Annotated in this window: 18 protein-coding genes; 7 read left to right on the plus strand and 11 right to left on the minus strand. The window is 72.7% G+C overall.

The genetic code is table 11. From position 1 onward, the window contains the following. Window positions 1-46: 46 nt before the first annotated feature. Window positions 47-1639 (plus strand): Na+/H+ antiporter, encoded by a 1593-nt coding sequence (locus tag NQU55_RS29120; protein ID WP_168090824.1) that lies wholly within the window; start codon window positions 47-49, stop codon window positions 1637-1639. Window positions 1640-1669: 30 nt separating this feature from the next. On the opposite strand, the gene NQU55_RS29125 is transcribed toward NQU55_RS29120, so the two are convergent. Then, complete coding sequence (locus NQU55_RS29125) at window positions 1670-2773, minus strand: mechanosensitive ion channel family protein (RefSeq protein ID WP_168090825.1); 1104 nt, start codon at window positions 2771-2773, stop codon at window positions 1670-1672. Between the two features lie 116 nt (window positions 2774-2889). Here NQU55_RS29125 and NQU55_RS29130 point away from each other — a divergent pair, with 116 nt between their 5' ends. After that, entirely contained in the window at window positions 2890-3477 is a 588-nt protein-coding gene (locus NQU55_RS29130; RefSeq protein ID WP_168090826.1) for a dienelactone hydrolase family protein, read from the plus strand. A 31-nt stretch (window positions 3478-3508) separates the two neighbouring features. Here NQU55_RS29130 and NQU55_RS29135 read toward each other — a convergent pair whose 3' ends face one another. The 6 genes from NQU55_RS29135 to NQU55_RS29160 all read right to left on the minus strand — a co-directional run bounded on the left by NQU55_RS29135 (window position 3509) and on the right by NQU55_RS29160 (window position 9808). Then, a complete protein-coding gene (locus NQU55_RS29135) occupies window positions 3509-5146 on the minus strand; it encodes an alkaline phosphatase D family protein (protein ID WP_256791469.1) in 1638 nt (545 codons plus the stop codon). Between the two features lie 77 nt (window positions 5147-5223). Next, entirely contained in the window at window positions 5224-6045 is an 822-nt protein-coding gene (locus NQU55_RS29140) for a thioredoxin domain-containing protein (RefSeq protein WP_168090827.1), read from the minus strand. A gap of 47 nt (window positions 6046-6092) precedes the next feature. Beyond that, entirely contained in the window at window positions 6093-6761 is a 669-nt protein-coding gene (locus NQU55_RS29145; RefSeq protein ID WP_168090833.1) for a hypothetical protein, read from the minus strand. A gap of 122 nt (window positions 6762-6883) precedes the next feature. Continuing rightward, entirely contained in the window at window positions 6884-7717 is an 834-nt protein-coding gene (locus NQU55_RS29150; RefSeq protein WP_168090828.1) for a thioredoxin domain-containing protein, read from the minus strand. Window positions 7718-7764: 47 nt separating this feature from the next. Next, a complete protein-coding gene (locus NQU55_RS29155) occupies window positions 7765-8400 on the minus strand; it encodes a hypothetical protein (protein ID WP_168090829.1) in 636 nt (211 codons plus the stop codon). A gap of 73 nt (window positions 8401-8473) precedes the next feature. Continuing rightward, entirely contained in the window at window positions 8474-9808 is a 1335-nt protein-coding gene (locus NQU55_RS29160) for a DUF2252 domain-containing protein (protein ID WP_168090830.1), read from the minus strand. 158 nt (window positions 9809-9966) lie between these two features. On the opposite strand from NQU55_RS29160, the gene dnaE reads away from it, so the two are divergent. Continuing rightward, window positions 9967-13512, plus strand: a complete 3546-nt coding sequence (gene dnaE, locus NQU55_RS29165) for a DNA polymerase III subunit alpha (protein ID WP_256791470.1) — start codon at window positions 9967-9969, stop codon at window positions 13510-13512. Between the two features lie 122 nt (window positions 13513-13634). Here dnaE and NQU55_RS29170 read toward each other — a convergent pair whose 3' ends face one another. Further along, complete coding sequence (locus tag NQU55_RS29170) at window positions 13635-13808, minus strand: hypothetical protein (RefSeq protein ID WP_168096632.1); 174 nt, start codon at window positions 13806-13808, stop codon at window positions 13635-13637. 256 nt (window positions 13809-14064) lie between these two features. Here NQU55_RS29170 and NQU55_RS29175 point away from each other — a divergent pair, with 256 nt between their 5' ends. The 4 genes from NQU55_RS29175 (at window position 14065) to NQU55_RS29190 (ending at window position 18037) form a co-directional block, all read left to right on the plus strand. Next, window positions 14065-15384 carry an NYN domain-containing protein gene (locus NQU55_RS29175; RefSeq protein ID WP_168096631.1) on the plus strand — a complete coding sequence of 440 codons (1320 nt, stop codon included), beginning with the start codon at window positions 14065-14067 and terminating at the stop codon, window positions 15382-15384. A 109-nt stretch (window positions 15385-15493) separates the two neighbouring features. Beyond that, on the plus strand, window positions 15494-16465 hold the full coding sequence (locus NQU55_RS29180) for an ABC transporter ATP-binding protein (RefSeq protein WP_256791485.1): 972 nt from the start codon (window positions 15494-15496) through the stop codon (window positions 16463-16465). A gap of 55 nt (window positions 16466-16520) precedes the next feature. Next, window positions 16521-17357 (plus strand): ABC transporter permease, encoded by an 837-nt coding sequence (locus tag NQU55_RS29185; RefSeq protein WP_168095701.1) that lies wholly within the window; start codon window positions 16521-16523, stop codon window positions 17355-17357. 56 nt (window positions 17358-17413) lie between these two features. Beyond that, window positions 17414-18037, plus strand: a complete 624-nt coding sequence (locus NQU55_RS29190; RefSeq protein ID WP_168095700.1) for an ABC transporter permease — start codon at window positions 17414-17416, stop codon at window positions 18035-18037. A 178-nt stretch (window positions 18038-18215) separates the two neighbouring features. On the opposite strand, the gene NQU55_RS37335 is transcribed toward NQU55_RS29190, so the two are convergent. The 3 genes from NQU55_RS37335 to NQU55_RS29200 all read right to left on the minus strand — a co-directional run bounded on the left by NQU55_RS37335 (window position 18216) and on the right by NQU55_RS29200 (window position 19646). Continuing rightward, window positions 18216-18290: a 50S ribosomal protein bL37 gene (locus tag NQU55_RS37335; protein ID WP_430542707.1), complete on the minus strand. Its 75-nt coding sequence runs from the start codon at window positions 18288-18290 to the stop codon at window positions 18216-18218. 100 nt (window positions 18291-18390) lie between these two features. Further along, window positions 18391-18891, minus strand: coding sequence for a Cys-tRNA(Pro) deacylase (gene ybaK, locus NQU55_RS29195; RefSeq protein ID WP_168095699.1), 501 nt, complete (start codon window positions 18889-18891; stop codon window positions 18391-18393). Between the two features lie 17 nt (window positions 18892-18908). Further along, the gene (locus NQU55_RS29200; RefSeq protein WP_168095698.1) at window positions 18909-19646 is read right to left on the minus strand and encodes an LON peptidase substrate-binding domain-containing protein; all 738 of its coding nucleotides are present in this window, start codon (window positions 19644-19646) and stop codon (window positions 18909-18911) included.

Raw genomic sequence — 19646 nt, forward strand, 5'->3', positions numbered from 1 at the left:
CAGGCTGGGGAAACGATCGACTTCCCGCTCCGCCCGGAGGACGTCCGTGGACCAGCTCGCCCTGCTGTTCGTGCTGCTCATCGGGTCGCTGGTCATGGTGCCCGTCGCGGACCGCCTGAGCCTGCCGGCCCCCGTCCTGATGACGCTGGGCGGCATCGTCCTCGCGCTGCTGCCCTTCGTGCCCAACGTGGAGATGCCGCCGGAGTTCATCCTCCCGCTGGTGCTGCCGCCCCTGCTCTACGCGTCCGTGCAGCGCACGTCCTGGCGGCAGTTCCAGGCCAACGTCCGGCCCATCCTGCTGCTCGCGGTCGCCCTGGTGTTCGTGACGACCGCGGCCGTCGCCGCCGTCGCCGACGCGATCGTGCCCGGCATCTCCCTCGCCGCGGCCGTCGCTCTCGGCGCCCTCGTCGCCCCGCCCGACCCGGTCGCCGCGACGGCCGTCGCGGGCTCGCTCGGGCTGCCGCGCCGCCTGATCTCCATCCTGGAGGGCGAGGGGCTCTTCAACGACGTGACGGCCATCGTGCTCTACCACGTGGCCATCGCGGCGGCCGTCAGCGGCAGCTTCTCCGCCCCGAAGGCCGCGGGCGAGTTCGTGCTGTCCGCCGTGGTGGCCCTCGCGGTCGGGCTCGCGCTCGGCTGGGCGGCCAAGAAGCTCATGGACGTCCTCGGGGACGCGACCCTCCAGATCGGCCTCACCCTGCTCGTCCCCTTCGTCTCCTACGTCCTCGCCGAGGAGTTCAAGGGCTCCGGCGTGCTCGCCGTGCTCGTCACCGGGCTCTTCCTCGCCGAGTACGCCGGTGACGCCGACGACGTGCTCGGCCGGCTCGCCCGGCACTCCTTCTGGGAAGTCGTCGACACCCTCGTCACCGGCGTCGCCTTCGGCCTCATCGGCCTCGAACTCCACCACGTCCTGCGGACCGCCTCCGGCCGGTGGAGCGAGATGCTGGGCATCGGCGCCGTCGTCGTCGCGGTCGTCGTCGGCGTACGGCTGCTGTGGCTGCTGCCCGCCGCGTGGCTGGCCAAACAGCTGCACAGCCGGCGGGACATCGACGAGGACGTCCCCCTCAGCTGGCGCGAGACGGTCGTGATGTGGTGGTCCGGGATGCGCGGCGTCGCCTCCGTCGCGCTCGCCCTCGCCATCCCGCACGCCCAGGACGACAAGACGCCCTTCCCCGCCCGCGACGAGATCGTCTTCGTCGCCTTCGCCGTCATCCTCGCCACGCTCGTCCTGCAGGGCCTCACCCTGCCGTGGCTCGTGCGGCGGCTCGGCGTGCAGTCCGACGCCGACGCCGAGCGGGAGCTGGCCCGCCGCCTCGCCGTGCGCGCCGCGAAGGCCGCCAAGCGGCGGCTGAAGGAGATCCAGGAGACCGAGGAGCTCCCCGACGACATGGTCGAGCAGCTCACGCGGCGCGCGTACGACGTCGGCGCCCGCATCAGCCCCGACATGGTCGACGAGGAGCGCCGCGAGGCGCACGCGCAGCGGGTGGAGAGGATCCGGGTGACCCAGCGCATCCAGGCCGAGATGCTCTCGGCCGCCCGCCGCGAGGTCCTGGCGGCCCGCAGCGAACCGGGCGCGGACCCGGAGGTGGTGGACCGCGTCCTGCGCCACCTGGACGTCCGCAGCCTCAGGGGAGGCTGACCGCCGGGGGTCCCGGAACCCGGGCGGAGCCTACGTCGTGCCGGGGCCCGGGCCGATGTCCTCCGATGTCGGTGGGGCCTGGCGGCGGTCCGGGGCCTGTTCCAGGCCGGGGGCCGGGGCCGTGTTGATGCGCGGCAGGGCGTACGGGTGTTCCCGCCGCAGCCACTCGATCAGCTGCTCCCGCACCACGCACCGCAGCGTCCAGATGTCGTCGGCGTCCTTCGCCGTCACCAGCGCCCGCACCTGGATCGTCGTCGGGGTCGTGTCGGTGATCACCAGGCTCCAGGACCGCCCGTCCCACTCCGGCAGCTCCTTGAGGATGCCGTGCAGCCGCTCCCGCATGAGGTCTATGGGCGTGGAGTGGTCCAGGTGGAAGAAGACCGTGCCGGTCATCCGGGGGTTGCTGCGGGACCAGTTCTCGAAGGGGCGGCTGGTGAAGTAGGACACCGGCATGGTGATGCGCCGTTCGTCCCAGGTGGTCACCACCAGATAGGTGAGCGTGATCTCCTCGACCCGGCCCCACTCGCCGTCCACGACGACCGTGTCCCCGATGCGCACCACGTCGCCGAAGGCGATCTGCAGTCCGGCGAAGAGGTTGGCGAGCGTGGACTGGGCCGCCACACCGGCGACGATGCCGAGCAGACCGGCCGAGGCCAGCACGGACACCCCGGCGGCCCGCATGGCCGGAAAGGTGAGCAGCATCGACGCCGCCGCGACCACGCACACGACGGCCGTGACGATCCGCCGGATGAGCGTCACCTGGGTCCGTACCCGGCGCACCCGGGCCGCGTCCGCGGCGCGCGCCGCGTAGCGCGCGTAGGCGGCCTCCACTATGGCGACGGCGACCCGCACCACCAGCCACGCGCACGCGCCGATCAGCACGAGCGTCAGGACCTGGCCGGTCACCTCCTCGTGGTCCGGCAGGACGCCGGCCGAGCGGAAGCTGCCGCGCAGCAGCGCCGTGCACAGCACGACCTGGAGCGGGAGCCGGCACCGGCGCAGCAGGTCCCACAGGGGCGTCTCGGGGTGCCGCTCGTCGATTCTGCGCAGGACGTGGTCGGCCGCCCATCCCACGGCCAGGGTGACGATCAACGCTCCGCCGACGACGGACAGCGGACGCAGTACGCCCTCCATGGACACCTCGGCTCCTTCCGGCCGGCTGCTGCGGGGCACTCACCGGGTGGCGCTCGCTCCCGACCGTAGCTGGCACGATGGGAGGCACGCGATCCACCTGTTAGGAAGTGACTCCAGTGGCGTCCTCTACCACGATTGTCCTTTTTCATTCGGCCTACGGCCTGAGGCCGGCCGTGCACGCCGCCGCCGAGCGCCTGCGCGCCGCCGGGCACGAGGTCCACGTCCCGGACCTCTACGAGGGCCGGACCGCGGACACGGTGGAGGACGGCATGGCCGTCAAGGACGAGATCGGCCGCGAGGAGCTGCTGCGCCGCGCCGTCACCGCGGTGGCGCCGCTGTCGGACCGGGGCCTGGTCTACGCCGGCTTCTCGCTCGGCGGCTCGATCGCGCAGAACCTGGCGCTGGGCGACGAGAAGGCGCGCGGCCTGCTCCTCCTGCACGGCACCTCGGACCTGGCCGACGACGCCGCTGTGGACGAGCTGCCCGTCCAGCTGCACGTCGCCGACCCGGACCCCTTCGAGCCGCACGACTGGCTCAACGCCTGGTACCTGCGCATGGGCCGGGCCGGCGCGGACGTCGAGGTCCACAGGTACCCCGGGGCGGGGCACCTGTTCACGGACCCGGACCTCGCGGACTACGACGAGGAGGCCGCGGAGACGACCTGGCGCGTCGCGCTGGCCTTCCTGGAGGAGATCGGCGGCTAGGGGCCGCCGGGCGCCGGGCGCCGGGCGCGGATCACCGTACCGGCGTCTTCACCCGCTCGACCTGCTGCGTGCCCGAGCGCGTCCGGTACGACCGGCTCCACTCGGTCGTCGCCTTGGGGTCGGTCTTGTCGGAGAGGACGTAGTAGTCCATCTGCGCCTGCTCGGGGGTGATGTCGAGGACCCCGTAGCCGTGGGAGTCCATGTCGATCCACTTCGCGTGCCGGTTGGCGGCCTTGATGGCGGTGACGGCGGCGAGCGAGACGGTGTGCGGGGCCACGCCCAGGAGGTCGTCCAGGTTGTCGGAGCTCACCGACGTGACGACGAACTCGGTGGCGACGGACGGCGACAGCGGGTACGTGGCGGCCTTCTTGGGCACGTCGTTGGCCCAGGCCATGTGGATGTCACCGGTCAGGAAGACGGTGTTGCGGATCCCGCGGTCGCCGAGGTGGCCGAGGAGCTCGCGCCGGTCGTCGGTGTAGCCGTCCCACTGGTCGGTGCTGACGGCTATGCCGCCGGCCGGCAGGCCCAGCAGCTTGGCGAGCGGCTCCAGCAGGTGGGCGGGCAGGGCGCCGAAGGCGAACGGGGAGATCATCACCGGGTTGCCGACGAGGCGCCAGGTGGTGTCGGAGGAGGCGAGCCCGGCCTTCAGCCAGTCGAGCTGGGCGCGCCCGGTGATCGTGCGCTCGGGGTCGTCGACCTTGCCGTTGCCCGGCTTGACCTGCTGCGACCGGAAGGATCTGAGGTCCAGCAGGTGCAGGTCGGCGAGGTTGCCGAAGCGCAGGCGGCGGTACGTGGTGCCCTCGGTGGAGGGGCGCACCGGCATCCACTCGAAGTAGGCCTGCTTGGCGGCCGCCATGCGCGCGGCCCACTCGCCCTCGGCGCCGGGGGTGTGGTTCTCGGCCCCGCCCGTCCAGGTGTCGTTGGCGAACTCGTGGTCGTCCCAGATGGCCACGAAGGGGTGGGTCCGGTGGAGGGCCTGCAGATCGGGGTCCGTCTTGTAGCGGCCGTGCCGGGTGCGGTAGTCGGCGAGGGTGACGATCTCGTGCGCCGGCGCGTGCGGGCGGACGACCTGCTTCGCGGGCGGGTAGATGCCCGAGGCGTACTCGTAGATGTAGTCGCCCAGGTGCAGGACCGCGTCCAGGTCGCGGCGGTCCGCGAGGTGGCGGTAGGCGGCGAAGTGACCGGACTCCCAGTTGGCGCAGGAGACGACGCCGAAGCGGATGCCGGCGACGGCCGCGCCCGCCGCGGGTGCCGTACGGGTGCGGGCGGCGGGGGAGTGCGCGCCGCCGGCGGTGAAGCGGAACCAGTAGCCGGTGGCCGGGCGCAGGCCGCGGACGTCCGCCTTGACGGTGTGGTCGCTCGCGGCCGTCGCGGTGACCGTGCCGCGGGCGACGACCTTGCCGAACGCCTCGTCCTCGGCGACCTCCCAGGCGACCTCCACGTCCGCGCCGCGGCCCGAGCCGGGCACGGCGTCGGGGGAGGGCGTGACGCGCGTCCACAGCAGGACGCCGTCGGGCAGCGGGTCGCCCGAGGCGACGCCGTGCAGGAAGACGGGAGGGTCCGCGGCGTGCGCCGGAGCGGCTGCGGCCAGCGGCAGGAGGGCGACGGTCGCGGCGCCGGCGACGGCCGTGACGGCGGTGCGGCGCGATATGCAGGAGTCAATGGTCACAGACCATCACCTTACTGCCCGGTAAGCCGCGGGGCGGACGAAACCTGACAGTTCGTCCGCCCCTCACCGCCCTGTCACTACTTCTTCGGGCCGAATTCCTTGTCGATCGCCGCGATGAAGGACTCCTTGGCCATCGGCGGGTTGCCGTTCGGGCCCTTCAGCTGCTTGTCGCCGTGGAGCAGGGCCGGGGTGCCGCCGATCTTGTTCTTCTCGAACAGCGTGCCCATCTCGACGGCCCACTTGTCGTAGGTGCCCTCGTTGACGGCCTTCTCGAAGTCCTTGTTGCCCTTCAGGGCCGGGACCTGCTGGGCGATCTCGATCAGGCGGGAGTCCTTGGCGAAGGCGTCGTCGCGCTCGTCGGGGTGGTTCTTCGGGGAGTAGAGCGCTTCCTTGTACGCGACGAAGGCGTCCGGGCTGACGTTGAGCGCGGCGCCGAGGGCGCTGACGGCGTTCTTCGAACCGGTGCCCTTGGCCAGGTCGTCGATGAAGTTCACCATGACGAACCGGACCTTGTAGCGGCCGTCCTTGACGTCCTGGCGCAGCTGGGCGCCGGACTCGTTCTCGAAGGCGGCGCAGGACGGGCAGCGCGGGTCCTCGTAGACCGTGAGGGTCTCCTTGGCCTTGGCGTCGCCGAGGACGATCTCGTTGCCGTTCTCGCCGGTGGTGTTGGCGGGCTTGACCAGGGTCTTGTCGCCCGCCCAGCTGCTCGCGCCGTCCTTGCTGTCGTTCATGTTGGTGACGGCGTAGCCGACGCCGCCGGCTATCGCGAGGACGACGACGATGGCGCCGGCGACGACGAGCTGACGGCGCGTCTTGTCCCGGCGGGCCTGGCGCTCGCGCTCGGCGCGCAGCCGCTCGCGGGCGGCCTGCTTGTTCTGGTGGCTGTTGCGGTTGCTCATGATGTCTTCTCCGGTGTGGACGTACGGAAGGGGAGGGATCGCCGGGCTCAGGCAGTTGCCGGAGCGAGGGGCGGTCCGCGCCGTACGACGGAGTGGACGAGGAGGGGGAGGCCGCGCGCACGGAGCGTGCGGCGCGCGGGGCGCACGCGCGCGCCCGGGGAGGCGGGCGCCGCGGGGGAGGCGGCGGCCAGGAGCAGGGGGCCGAAGGCGAAGGCGGCGGCCGTGCGCAGCAGCTGGGCCAGGGCGGCCTCGCCGCGGCGCAGCCAGGCGGCGGCCAGCAGGCCCACCGCGACATGGCCGGCGAGCACCAGCCAGGGCAGCGCGGAGCCGGCGACCGGCCCGGCGTCGCCCTCGGCGGCCATGCGGGCCAGCGGGGTGCCGACCTCGCCGCGGCAGGCGAGGTCGAGGCCCAGGGAGTGCAGGGGGCCCGCGACGGGCCCGCCGGCCCGCCCGTAACAGGCGTGCTGGCCGACCGTGAACACCGTGTCCGCCGTGAGCTCCAGCGGGACCATCAGCGCGGCGATGGACCCGAAGCCGCGCTCGCGGCCCGCGAGGGCGTAGGCGACGGCGAAGAACACCGCCGCCAGCACGGCGACCGTGGCGGCGGGAAGGGGCGTACGGGAGAGCAGGACGTGCGAAGCGGCGGACAGCGTGACACAGAGCGCCGTGAAGAGCGCCGCGCGCAGCGCCCTCAGTCGAACTCCCGTCCCCTCCATGAGGCCGAAGTCTGCCACGGCAGCCGTTAAGTGTCGTGTCAAGATTCGGCATCGCTGGACGCCGCCGGAGGGGACGGGAACCCGGGCGGGAAACCCGGGCCGAAACCAGGACGGGAGGACCGTCAGGACTTCAGGGCCGCGTCGACGGCCTTGGTGTACTGCTCGGGGGTGATCGGGACGTTCTTGCCGTCCTCCGCCGTCAGCTTCTTGCCGTTGAGCTTGAGGGTCGGCGTGCCGGTGACGTCCTTGGCCTTGTCGAACTCGTCGGACACCGTCAGCGCCCACTTGTCGAAGGTGCCGTCCTTGACGTTCTTCTCGAAGTCCTTGTTGCCCTTGAGCGCCGGGACCTCGTTGGCGACCTTCAGCAGGACGTCGTCCTTGGCGTACTCGTCCTTCGTCTCCTCGGGGTGGTTGGCCTTGGAGTAGAGGGCCTTGTTGTAGGCGCTGAAGGCCTCGGGGCTGACGTTGAGGGCGGCGCCCAGCGCGCTGAGGGCGTTCTTGGAGCCGCTGCCGCCGAAGTTGCGGTCGAGGAACGTGGCGACGTGGTACGAGACCTTGTACTTGCCGTCCTTGACGTCCTTGTCGATGGTGTCGCCGACGCTCTGCTCGAAGACCGAGCAGATCGGGCAGCGCATGTCCTGGTAGAGGTCCAGGGTGTGCTTGGCGTTCTTGTCGCCGATCAGGACCTCGGTGCCCTTGTCGCCGGCCGTGTTGGCGGGCTTGACGAGCTCCTTCTTGGACGCGGCCTCCCACGCCGCGTTCAGCCCGCTCTTGCCGTCCTTGCCCAGCTGGGAGACGGCCACGACGATGCCCGCGCCGACGGCCAGGACCGCGACGACGGCTCCGCCGACGACGAGCTGGCGGCGCGTCCTGTCCTTCTTGGCCTGGCGCTCGCGCTCGGCGCGCAGCCGCTCGCGTGCGGACTGCTTGTTCTCCCAGTTGTTGCGCTTGCTCATGGTCATGCTCTCCGTGCTCGGTCGTGCGTGGTGCGTGGTGCTCGTGCTCAGGCGGGGGCGGGCCCGGGCGGCGGTCCACGGCGGACGACGGAGTGCACGAGGAGGGGGAGGGCCGGTGCCCCGCGGGCGGGGCCGGCGGCCCGTACGGGCGCGGCCCGGTGCGGCCCGCCCGCGGTGACCGCGGCCAGGGCCGGCAGCAGGCGGCGCAGGGCCGCCCCGGCGAGCGTGCCCAGCAGCCTGACCAGTGCCGCCTCGCCGAGCCGCAGCCACGCGGCGGCCAGGAGGCCGACGGCGACGTGGGCGGCGAGCAGCAGCCAGGCGGCGGTGTCCGGGCCCGGCGCGGGGGCGAAGGGCCCGCCGACGGTGCCACCGCCGCACAGGGCGGTCAGCGCACCCGGCACGGCGTGCCCGCCCGCGCCGTAGCAGCTCTCCTGGCCGGCGGAGAAGAGGGCGTCGGAGGCCAGCTCCAGCGGGACGAACAGCGCGGCGATCCGCGTGAAGCCGCGCTCGCGGCCCGCCAGGGCGTACGCGAGCGCGAACACGGCGGCCGCGGTCACCGCGACCGTCGCCAGGGGCAGGCCGGTGCCGGACAGCAGCACGTGGGAGCCCGCGGACAGCGTCACGCACAGCGCTGTGAACAGCGCCGCGCGCAGTGCCCGCAGCCGTGCCGCCGATATGTCCATGGGGAACGAGTCTGGCACGACCCGCCGTAAACCGTGACTAAAGGCGGCCCCGGAGCCGGGCCCGCGGGCGGCCCTAGAGGCCGGGGATGCGGCCGTTGCGGAAGAGGTCCACGAAGATCTGGTGGTCCGCGCGGGCCCGGGCCCCGTAGGAGTGGGCGAAGCCGGTCAGGAGCTCCGCGAAGCCCTCCTCGTCGGCGGCGATCACGGCGTCGATGGCCCGCTCGGTGGAGAAGGGCACCAGGGAGTGGCCGCTCTGGTCGTCCGCCGCGGCGTGCATGGCGGCCGTGGCGCGGCCCAGGTCGGCGACGACGGCCGCGATCTCGGCCGGGTCGTCGATGTCCGACCAGTCCAGGTCGACCGCGTACGGCGAGACCTCGGCCACCAGCTGCCCGGTGCCGTTCAGCTCGGTCCAGCCCAGCCACGGGTCGGCGTGGGCCTGCAGCGCGCGCTGGGAGATCACCGTGCGGTGGCCCTCGTGCCGGAAGTAGTCGCGCACGGCGCGGTCGGCGATGTGCCGGGAGACCGCCGGGGTCTGCGCCTGCTTCATGTAGATGACGACGTCGTTCTCCAGGGCGTCGCTGTTGCCCTCCAGGAGGATGTTGTACGAGGGCAGGCCGGCGCTGCCGATCCCGATGCCGCGGCGGCCGACGACGTCCTTGACCCGGTAGGAGTCGGGGCGGGCGAGGCTCGTGTCCGGGAGGGTCTCCAGGTAGCCGTCGAAGGCCGCGAGGATCTTGTAGCGCGTGGCCGCGTCCAGCTCGACGGCGCCGCCGTCGGAGGCGAAGCGGCGGTCGAAGTCCCGGATCTCCGTCATGGAGGCGAGCAGCCCGAAGCGCGTCATCGAGCGGGCCTCGCGCAGGGCGCCGAGCAGCGGGCCGTCGGCGGTGTCGAGGGTGAAGGGCGTGTGGCCGTCCTCCGCGGAGCCGGTGGCCAGGGCGTGGATGCGCTCGCGGTAGGCGGCGGCGTAGGTCCGCACCAGGTCGGTGATCATCTCGTCGCTGAGGGCCTTGGTGTAGCCGATCAGGGCGACGGAGGCGGCGAAGCGCTTGAGGTCCCAGGTGAAGGGGCCGACGTAGGCCTCGTCGAAGTCGTTGACGTTGAAGACCAGGCGGCCGCCCGCGTCCATGTACGTGCCGAAGTTCTCGGCGTGCAGGTCGCCGTGGATCCACACCCGGCTCGTGCGCTCGTCCAGGTACGGCCCGGCGGCGCCGTCGGGCGCCTCCGCGGCCAGGTCCCGGTAGAAGAGGCAGGCCGTGCCCCGGTAGAAGGCGAAGGCGGAGGCCGCCATCTTCCGGAACTTCACGCGGAAGGCGGCGGGGTCGGCCGCGAGCAGCTCGCCGAAGGCGGTGTCGAAAACGGCGAGGATCTCCTCGCCGCGCTGCGCGGCCCGGTCGTGCTCGGTCGCCATCGCGGGGTCCTCCTGGGGTGGGGCATGGAGCGAACATCAGTGCTGTGGTGCTCAACGCGTGAGGCTACCGGCGCGTGCCCGCGGCTGTCGGTGGGGGCCGGTAACCTTCAAAACTGTCCCGCCCGACCCGCAGCCACCACCGCCGGAGGTCTCCCACCGTGGCCACGAAGCCGCCCTTCACGCACCTGCACGTCCACACCCAGTACTCCCTGCTGGACGGTGCCGCGCGGCTCAAGGACATGTTCAATGCCTGCAATGAGATGGGCATGACACACATCGCCATGTCCGACCACGGCAACCTGCACGGCGCGTACGACTTCTACCATTCCGCCCAGAAGGCCGGGATCATCCCGATCATCGGCATCGAGGCCTACGTCGCCCCCGAGTCCCGGCGCAACAAGCGCAGGATCCAGTGGGGCCAGCCGCACCAGAAGCGGGACGACGTCTCGGGCTCGGGCGGTTACACGCACAAGACGATCTGGGCGGCGAACGCCACCGGCCTGCACAACCTCTTCCGGCTGTCCTCCGACGCCTACGCCGAGGGCTGGCTGACCAAGTGGCCCCGCATGGACAAGGAGACCATCAGCCAGTGGTCCGAGGGCCTGATCGCCTCCACCGGCTGCCCCTCCGGCGAGCTGCAGACCCGGCTGCGCCTCGGCCAGTTCGACGAGGCCCTGAAGTCCGCCTCCGAGTACCAGGACATCTTCGGCAAGGACCGGTACTTCCTGGAGCTGATGGACCACGGCATCGAGATCGAGCGCCGCGTCCGCGACGGCCTGCTGGAGATCGGCAAGAAGCTCGGCATCCCGCCCCTGGTCACCAACGACTCGCACTACACCTACGCGCACGAGGCCGAGGCGCACGACGCCCTCCTGTGCATCCAGACCGGCAAGAACCTCTCCGACCCCGACCGCTTCCGCTTCGACGGCTCGGGCTACTACCTGAAGTCCACGGACGAGATGTACGCCATCGACTCCTCGGACGCCTGGCAGGAGGGCTGCGCCAACACCCGCCTGGTCGCCGACCAGATCGACACCGAGGGCATGTTCCAGTTCCGGAACCTGATGCCCAAGTTCGACATCCCCGACGGCTACACCGAGGTCACCTGGTTCCGCGAGGAGACCATGCGGGGCATGCACCGCCGCTTCCCCGGCGGCATCCCCGAAGACCGCATGAAGCAGGTCGAGTACGAGATGGACACGATCATCTCGATGGGCTTCCCGGGCTACTTCCTCGTGGTCGCCGACTTCATCATGTGGGCGAAGAACCAGGGCATCGCGGTCGGCCCCGGCCGAGGCTCCGCGGCCGGCTCGATCGTCGCGTACGCCATGGGCATCACCGACCTCGACCCGATCCCGCACGGCCTGATCTTCGAGCGGTTCCTCAACCCCGAGCGCATCTCCATGCCCGATGTCGACATCGACTTCGACGAGCGCCGGCGCGCCGAGGTGATCCGGTACGTCACGGAGAAGTACGGCGCCGACAAGGTTGCCATGATCGGCACCTACGGCACCATCAAGGCCAAGAACGCGATCAAGGACTCCGCCCGCGTCCTCGGCTATCCGTACGCGATGGGCGACCGCCTCACCAAGGCGATGCCCGCGGACGTCCTCGGCAAGGGCATCCCCCTCTCCGGCATCCTCGACCCGCAGCACCCGCGCTACAGCGAGGCCGGCGAGATCCGCGGGATGTACGAGAACGAGCCGGACGTCAAGAAGGTCATCGACACCGCGCGCGGCGTCGAGGGCCTGGTCCGGCAGATGGGTGTGCACGCGGCCGGCGTGATCATGTCCAGCGAGACGATCACCGACCACGTCCCGGTCTGGGTGCGGCACACCGACGGCGTGACCATCACCCAGTGGGACTACCCGAGCTGTGAGTCGCTCGGCCTGCTGAAGATGGACTTCCTGGGCCTGCGCAACCTCACGATCATGGACGACGCCGTCAAGATGGTGAAGGCCAACAAGGGGATCGACATCGATCTCCTGGCCCTCCCGCTCGACGACCCCACGACCTTCGAGCTGCTCCAGCGCGGCGACACCCTCGGCGTCTTCCAGTTCGACGGCGGGCCCATGCGGTCCCTCCTGCGGCTGATGAAGCCCGACAACTTCGAAGACATCTCCGCCGTGTCCGCCCTGTACCGGCCGGGCCCGATGGGCATGAACTCGCACACGAACTACGCGCTGCGCAAGAACGGGCAGCAGGAGATCACCCCGATCCACCCGGAGCTGAAGGAGCCCCTCGAAGAGGTTCTCGGTGTCACCTACGGTCTGATCGTCTACCAGGAGCAGGTGCAGAAGGCGGCGCAGATCGTCGCCGGGTACTCGCTCGGCGAGGCCGACATCCTCCGCCGCGTCATGGGCAAGAAGAAGCCCGACGAGCTGGCGAAGAACTTCGTCTTCTTCAAGGAAGGCGCGCAGAAGAAGGGCTTCTCCGACGAGGCCATCCAGGCCCTGTGGGACGTGCTGGTCCCCTTCGCCGGCTACGCCTTCAACAAGGCCCACTCCGCCGCCTACGGCCTCGTCTCGTACTGGACCGCCTACCTCAAGGCGAACTACCCCGCCGAGTACATGTCCGCGCTGCTCACCTCCGTGCGCGACGACAAGGACAAGTCGGCGATCTACCTGAACGAGTGCCGGCGCATGGGCATCAAGGTGCTCCCGCCGAACGTCAACGAGTCCGAGGCCAACTTCGCCGCCCAGGGCGACGACGTGATCCTCTTCGGCCTCACCGCCGTCCGCAACGTCGGACAGAACGTGGTCGACTCGATCATCCGCTGCCGCAAGGCCAAGGGGAAGTACGCCTCCTTCCCCGACTTCCTCGACAAGGTCGAGGCCGTCGTCTGCAACAAGCGCACCGTCGAATCACTGATCAAGGCCGGCGCCTTCGACGAGATGGGCCACACCCGCAAGGGCCTCACCGCGCACTACGAACCGATGATCGACAACGTGGTCCAGGTCAAGCGCAAGGAGGCCGAGGGCCAGTTCGACCTCTTCGGCGGCATGGGCGACGACAGCGGCGACGACGGCCCCGGCTTCGGGCTGGACGTGGAGTTCTCCGACGTCGAGTGGGAGAAGGCCTACCTGCTCGCGCAGGAGCGCGAGATGCTCGGCCTCTACGTCTCCGACCACCCGCTCTTCGGCATCGAGCACGTCCTCAACGACAAGGCGGACGCCGGGATCTCCCAGCTCACCGGCGGTGAGCACGCCGACGGCGCGATCGTCACCATCGGCGGCATCATCTCCGGCCTGCAGCGCAAGATGACCAAGCAGGGCAACGCCTGGGCCATCGCCAGCGTCGAGGACCTGGCCGGATCCATCGACTGCATGTTCTTCCCCGCCACCTACCAGCTGGTCTCCACCCAGCTCGTCGAGGACGCCGTCGTCTTCGTCAAGGGCCGTCTCGACAAGCGCGAGGACATCCCCCGGCTGGTGGCCATGGAGCTGATGGTCCCCGACCTCTCCAACGCGGGCACCAACGCCCCCGTGATCATCACCATCCCCACGGTGAAGGTCACCCCGCCGATGGTCGAGCGGCTCGGCCAGGTGCTCACCCACCACCGCGGCTCCACCGAGGTGCGGATCAAGCTCCAGGGCCCGCGGAAGACCACCGTCCTGCGCCTGGACCGGCACCGGGTCACCCCCGACCCGGCGCTCTTCGGCGACCTGAAGCAGCTGCTCGGCCCGTCCTGCCTGGCCGGCTGAGCACCGGCGGAACCCGTACCCGCGCACGAGGGGCGCGCCCGGAGGATCCGGGCGCGCCCCTCGCTGCATCAAAGCGCTGCCGAGCGCCGTCGCCTATCGGCCGGTTGCCGTCCGGGCACCGGTCAGTTGTGCCCGAAGCGCTTCTGCTTGCTCTTGCGGGCCATGTCGCCCGGGGTGACCTGCGTGGCCCGCTGCTCGCTCTGGGACTCGATCGAGGAGCTCTTGGCCTGCTGCTGCCCGCGCTCGGCGGCGCTGCCCCGCTGCTGGCTCCTGTCCTGTTTCCGGTTCTTCGCCATGCTCAGCCTCCACTCGGGGTGTCCCCCCGCCGAACACACTCGCACGCACCGGCGAATGGCGCATTTCGGGTAATTACCGTGCGTGATCCGTGCACTTACCGCCGGGAAGGCGTATCCGCCACGCCGAAGATCCAGTTCGGACTGATAACCCCCGCACGGTCGGGCAGACTCCAGGGAAAGCCGAGGAGAACCGGGGCACTGCTTGCCGTGCCGGGGGGCGACCGCAATTTCTGCACGCACAGAAAGAGGGTGGAACGTGGACCGCTGCGTCGTCCTGGTGGACGCCGGGTACCTGCTGGGCGCCGCCGCGAGCCTGCTGGCCGGCGAGCCCGCCCGGTCCCGCATCTCCGTCGACCACGCGATCCTCATCCAGGGGCTGCGCGAGCGCGCCGAGGCCGAGACCGAGCAGCCCCTGCTGAGGATCTACTGGTTCGACGGCGCGCCCGACCGGGTGCCCCAGCCCGAGCACCGCAGGCTGCGCGTCATGCCCCGCGTCACCGTCCGGCTGGGGGCCCTGACCCGCAGCGACGGCCGCTGGGCGCAGAAGGGCGTCGACGCCGCCATGCACGCCGAGCTCACCGAGCTCGCCCGCAACCGCGCCTGCTCCGACATCGTGCTCGTCACCGGCGACGGCGACCTCCTCCCGGGTCTGATGTCCGCCAAGGAGCACGGCGTCGCCGTCCACCTGTGGGCCGTCCAGGCCGCCGACGGCGACTACAACCAGTCCGAGGACCTCGTCGCCGAGGCCGACGAGCGCCGCGTCCTCGACCGCACGTGGATCACCCGCGCCGTCCGCGCCAAGGAGCTCACCGGGCCCTGCGCCCCGCAGCCCGCGCCCCGCCCCGAGATCGCCGCGATCCTCTCCGCCCCCCTCCCCGAGACCGCCGCGGCCGGCACGGCCCCGGCCCCCCGCCAGGCCGAGCCGGTCCCCGCCGAGCGCAACGGCTCCCGGCCCGCCGCGGTCCCCGGCGCCGACGGCGAGCGCGACGAGCAGGACGCGCCGGAGACCCCCGCCGCCCGGGGCGTGCCCACCCCCAAGGACCTCGCCATCCTCGGCCGCGGCCCCGCCGGCCAGCCCGCCGCGGCCCAGTCCGGCCCCGGCGGGCAGCCGGGCCAGGGCGGCGGCCAGGGCGGCGCCCTCGCCGCCAACGCCACCCTGCGCTGGTCCTCCGACAAGGGCTGGATCGAGCGCGGCACCGGCACCGGGCTCGGCGAGCCCCCCGAAACCGCCTCCCTGCCGATGCTCGCCCAGCTCACCAGCGCCGAGCAGCGCTGGGCTGACCGCGAGGAGGACATCACCACCGTCGGCGGCGACCCCTTCGAGGTCGGCCAGGTCTTCGCCCGGCGCTGGGCCGAGCGGCTCCCCGACGCCGTCCACCTGCAGCACCTCTCCACCGAGTACCCGCGCATCCCGCACCGCATCGACGGCGAGCTGCTCCGCTACGCCGCCCGGTTCGGGCTCCTCGCCCACAAGGACGACCAGATCGACGAGCACGACCGCTATGCGATCCGTGCCGGGTTCTGGCGCGAAATCGACACGCGCACGGCCGCGGAGAAGGCGCCGGTGGGCGACTGACGGCACCACGCCCCGTCTTCGGGCGCCCCAACGGCCGGGGCGCGAGCCCAACCGCGTACCCTCATAGCTCGTGAGGACGGGCGTGAAAGAGGCGGCGGCAGCCGCCACGGTGTGCACCGTGCGCGGCCTGGTCAAGACCTACCCCGCCGCGCGCGGCCGCCGCGGTGCGCCCGGCACCGCCGCCGTGCGCGCCAGCGACGGCATCGACCTGGAGGTCCGGCGCGGTGAGATCTTCGGACTGCTCGGCCCCAACGGGGCTGGCAAGTCCACCCTGGTGCGCCAGCTGACCGGCCTGCTCCGGCCCGACGAGGGCAGCGTCGAGCTCCTCGGCCACGACCTCGTGCGCCACCCCGAGCGCGCCGCCCGCCTCGTCGGCTACCTCGGCCAGGAGTCGACCGCGCTCGACGAGCTGACGGTCTCCCTCGCCGCCGAGACCACCGGCCGGCTGCGCGGGCTCACCCTGCGCGCCGCCCGCGCCGAGCGCGACGCCGTCCTCGAGGAGCTGGGCCTCACGGACCTCGCCGGCCGCCCGCTGAAGAAGCTCTCCGGCGGCCAGCGCCGGCTGGCCTGCTTCGCCGCAGCCCTCGTCGGCGACCGGCCCGTGCTCGTCCTCGACGAACCCACCGCCGGCATGGACCCCGTGGCCCGCCGCGCCGTCTGGGCCGCCGTCGACCGGCGGCGCGCCGAGCGCGGGGCGACCGTCCTGCTCGTCACCCACAACGTCATCGAGGCCGAGACCGTCCTCGACCGCGTCGCCGTGCTGGAGCGCGGACGCATCATCGCCTGCGACACCCCCGCGGGGCTGAAGGAGCTCGTCGGCGACGAGGTCCGCGTCGAGCTCGTCTGGCGCGACGAGGCCCCGCTGAACGTCCCCGAGGTCGCCGCGCTGCGCGACGCCGCGCACGCCGCGGGGCGCCGCTGGACGCTGCGGCTCGCCCCCGCCGAGGCGCGTGCGGCCGTCGCCGCCGTGACCGGCGGGCCCGCCTTCGCCGCGCTCGACGACTTCACCCTGACCACGCCGAGCCTGGAGGACGTGTACCTGGCGCTCGGCGGCCGCGCGGACGGGCTGGTGAAGGCGTGACGGGGGCGACGGAGAGAAGGGGTCACCGGACCCGACCGAACAGGAGCTGTGCCGGGTGAGTGCTGTATCCGCAGAGGCGGTGTCCGGGGCGGTCCGGACCGGGAGCGACTCCCGGCCGCGGTCCGGCGGCGAGGACGCCGCCCCGCTCGCGCCCAGGGCGAAGCTGCTGCCCGCCCTGGCCGCCGTGTACCGCGCGCAGCTCTCGCGGGCCAAGGTGGCGCGGATCCCGCTGCTCTTCGTGGCCACGTTCCAGTCCGTCGGCATCATGATCATGATGCGCGGAGTGGTGGACGGCGGCGACGAGGCGCGCGCCGTCGTGGCCGGCTCCAGCGTGCTCGTCGTGGCCTTCGTCGCCCTCAACCTCCTCGCCCAGTACTTCGGGCAGCTGCGCGCCGGCGGCGGCCTCGACCACTACGCCACGCTGCCGGTGCCGCCCGCGGCCGTCGTCCTCGGCGCGGCCGGCGCGTACGCCTCCTTCACCGTGCCCGGCACGGCCGTCACCGCGGTCGTCGGCAGCGTGCTCTTCGACCTGCCGATGGGGCACCTGTGGGTGCTCGCCGCGGTGATCCCCCTCTCCGGCGCGGCCCTCGCCGGGCTCGGCGCGGCCCTCGGGCTGCTCGCCCCCCGGCAGGAGCTGGCCACGCTCTGCGGGCAGCTGGGCATGTCGGCCGCGCTGCTGCTGGGCGTGCTGCCCGCCGCCCACATGCCCGCGCCCATCGCCTACGCCCGCGACCTGCTGCCCTCCACGTACGGGGTGGAGGCGCTGGCCCGCAGCTTCGACGCCAGCCCCGACTGGGCCGTGGTCGCGGCCGACCTCGGCGTGTGCGCCGCCGTCGGCGTCGTGTCGCTGGCCGCGGCGACCTGGGCGTACCGCCGGGCGGCCGTGCGGTGACGCGCCAGGACCGTACTGCCGCGGGTCCGGCGGCCCCGACCTGGCACGATGACAGGGTGACCGCACCCCTGACGCCGCATGACCCGCCCGCCGGCAAGCAGCCAGCCGAGGACGGCCCCGCCGTTCTCCCCGCCGACCGGGAGGAGCTCCGCACCGAGGTGCGGCAGGCCGCGGTCGTCGCCGCGGCGGTGGCCGTCGCCGGAGTGCTGCTCGGGCTGCTGTGGGTGTGGCTGGCGCCGCGCGTGCCGCTGATCTCGGACGGCAAGGCGGTCTACCTCAAGAACAGCGAGGGGGAGCAGGCGATCGGCGCCGACGGCACGTTCGTGCTGCTCGCGCTCGGGTTCGGCGCGCTGAGCGGCGCGGTCGTCTTCCTGCTCCGCCGCCACGGGGGCCTCCCGCTGGTCATCGGCCTCGCGGCCGGCTCCCTGGTCGCCTCGGTGATCGCCTGGCGCGTGGGCACCGCGCTCGGCCCGACGACGGACGTGGTGGCGGCGGCCCGCGCGGCGGGGCGCGGTGTCGTCTTCGACGCCCCGCTGAAGCTCGCGGCCAAGGGCGCGCTGCTGGCGTGGCCGCTGGCGGCGATGGCGGTGCACCTGCTCCTGACGGCGCTGTTCGGCCCCCGCGACCCGGAACCGGAACCGCACTGGTCCGTCCCGGAAGAGCCGGGCCCCTCGGCCTGACGCCGGCCCGGCACCGCCGGAGCGGAAACACCGGGCACGGGGCGGCCGCTGCCCACCCTCCCGCCGCGACGGTGAGCGGCCACGGTGGCGAGTGTCCGGCGGAATCCGCAGCCGCCCGCGGTACCGGGCCGGGCCCGGCCCGGCCGGATTCCCGGCCCGGCCCGGTGAGGGCGTGCGGCTACGCCGGCCTGCGGCCGTGGTTGGCGCGGTTCTTCTTCAGGCGCCAGCGGCGCTTGCGGGTGCGCTTCGACATGGGCGTCCCTCCCGAGTCGCGGGCGGCACGCGCGGCGGCCCGCTCCTGACGGTCGTAGCCGAGGGACGGGCGGCCGTCCAGACCCCCGGCGCCCGCGGGGTCACGCGCGGGCGATGGGAGCGATCACCGCGTCCGTGAGGGCGGCCAGGTCCGCGGGGGAGAGTTCGACCTCCAGGCCGCGCCGCCCGGCCGAGACGCAGATGGTCGCGTGGGAGCGTGCGGAGGCGTCCAGCGCGGTCCGCAGGCGCCGGCGCTGCCCGAGCGGGGAGATGCCGCCCCGTACGTACCCGGTGGTGCGCTCGGCGGCCGCCGGGTCGGCCATGGCCGCCCGCTTGCCGCCGACAGCCGCCGCGAGCGCCTTGAGGTCGAGCGAGCCGGAGACGGGCACGACGGCCACGGTCAGGGCGCCGTCGACCTCGGCGACGAGCGTCTTGAAGACCTGCGCGGGATCGCGCCCGAGCGCCTCCGCCGCCTCCTCGCCGTAGGACGGGGCCGCCGGGTCGTGGGCGTAGGAGTGCACGGAGAAGGCGGCCCCCGCCTTCTCCAGGGCGACGATCGCCGGGGTCGAGCCCGCCTGCTGCTTGCCGGCCTTGCGTGCCAAGGGTCCGTCCCGTCGGGTCAGTTGGGGTTGGTGGGCCGCCGGGTGAAGTCGACGGCCGGCAGCGAGGGGAGCTTAGCGATCACCGCGGTCTCGGTGCGCAGCATTTTCAGCTCGCGCGCGAGCCGCGTGGCCGTGTCCGGCGTCTCCAGGAGCCGCTGCTTGGCGGGGGTGTCGAGCATCGCCGCGGCGGCGACCAGGTAGGAGAGGACGGACGGCTCGCCCGGCAGGTCGCTCTGCCCGGCGAGCGTGCGCTCGGTCGCCCCGGCGAGCCGCTTCTGGTAGGCGCGGAAGGCGCGGACGACCCCGGAGGCGAGCGCGCCCGCCCCTTCGCCCTGCTCCTCCTCGATGTCCTCCACCTCGCCGGTCAGGTAGGGGCCGGAGGCGTCGACGGACAGCAGGCGGAAGCGGGTGGTGCCGGTGGCGAGGACCTCGTACGTGCCGTCGGAGCGCTCGCGGATCGTCGCCGCGTCGGCCACGCAGCCCACGGCGTGGAACGCCTTGCGGGGATCGGGGCCGAAACCGGAGGCGGGGCCGGGCTCGGGGCGGGCGCCCTCGGGCAGCCCGGGCGCCGTGGGCGCGACCTCGCTGCCGTCGCGGATGGCGACGACGCCGAAGCGGCGCGGTTCCTCCTCCGGGAGCGCCGACAGGTCGCGCATCAGCGCGCGGTACCGCTGTTCGAAGACGTTCAGGGGCAGGACGAGCCCAGGGAACAGCACCGAGTTCAGCGGGAAGAGGGGCAGGCGCGCGGTGGTCAC

This window comes from Streptomyces telluris, from assembly GCF_024519335.1.
Lineage (GTDB): Bacteria > Actinomycetota > Actinomycetes > Streptomycetales > Streptomycetaceae > Streptomyces > Streptomyces telluris.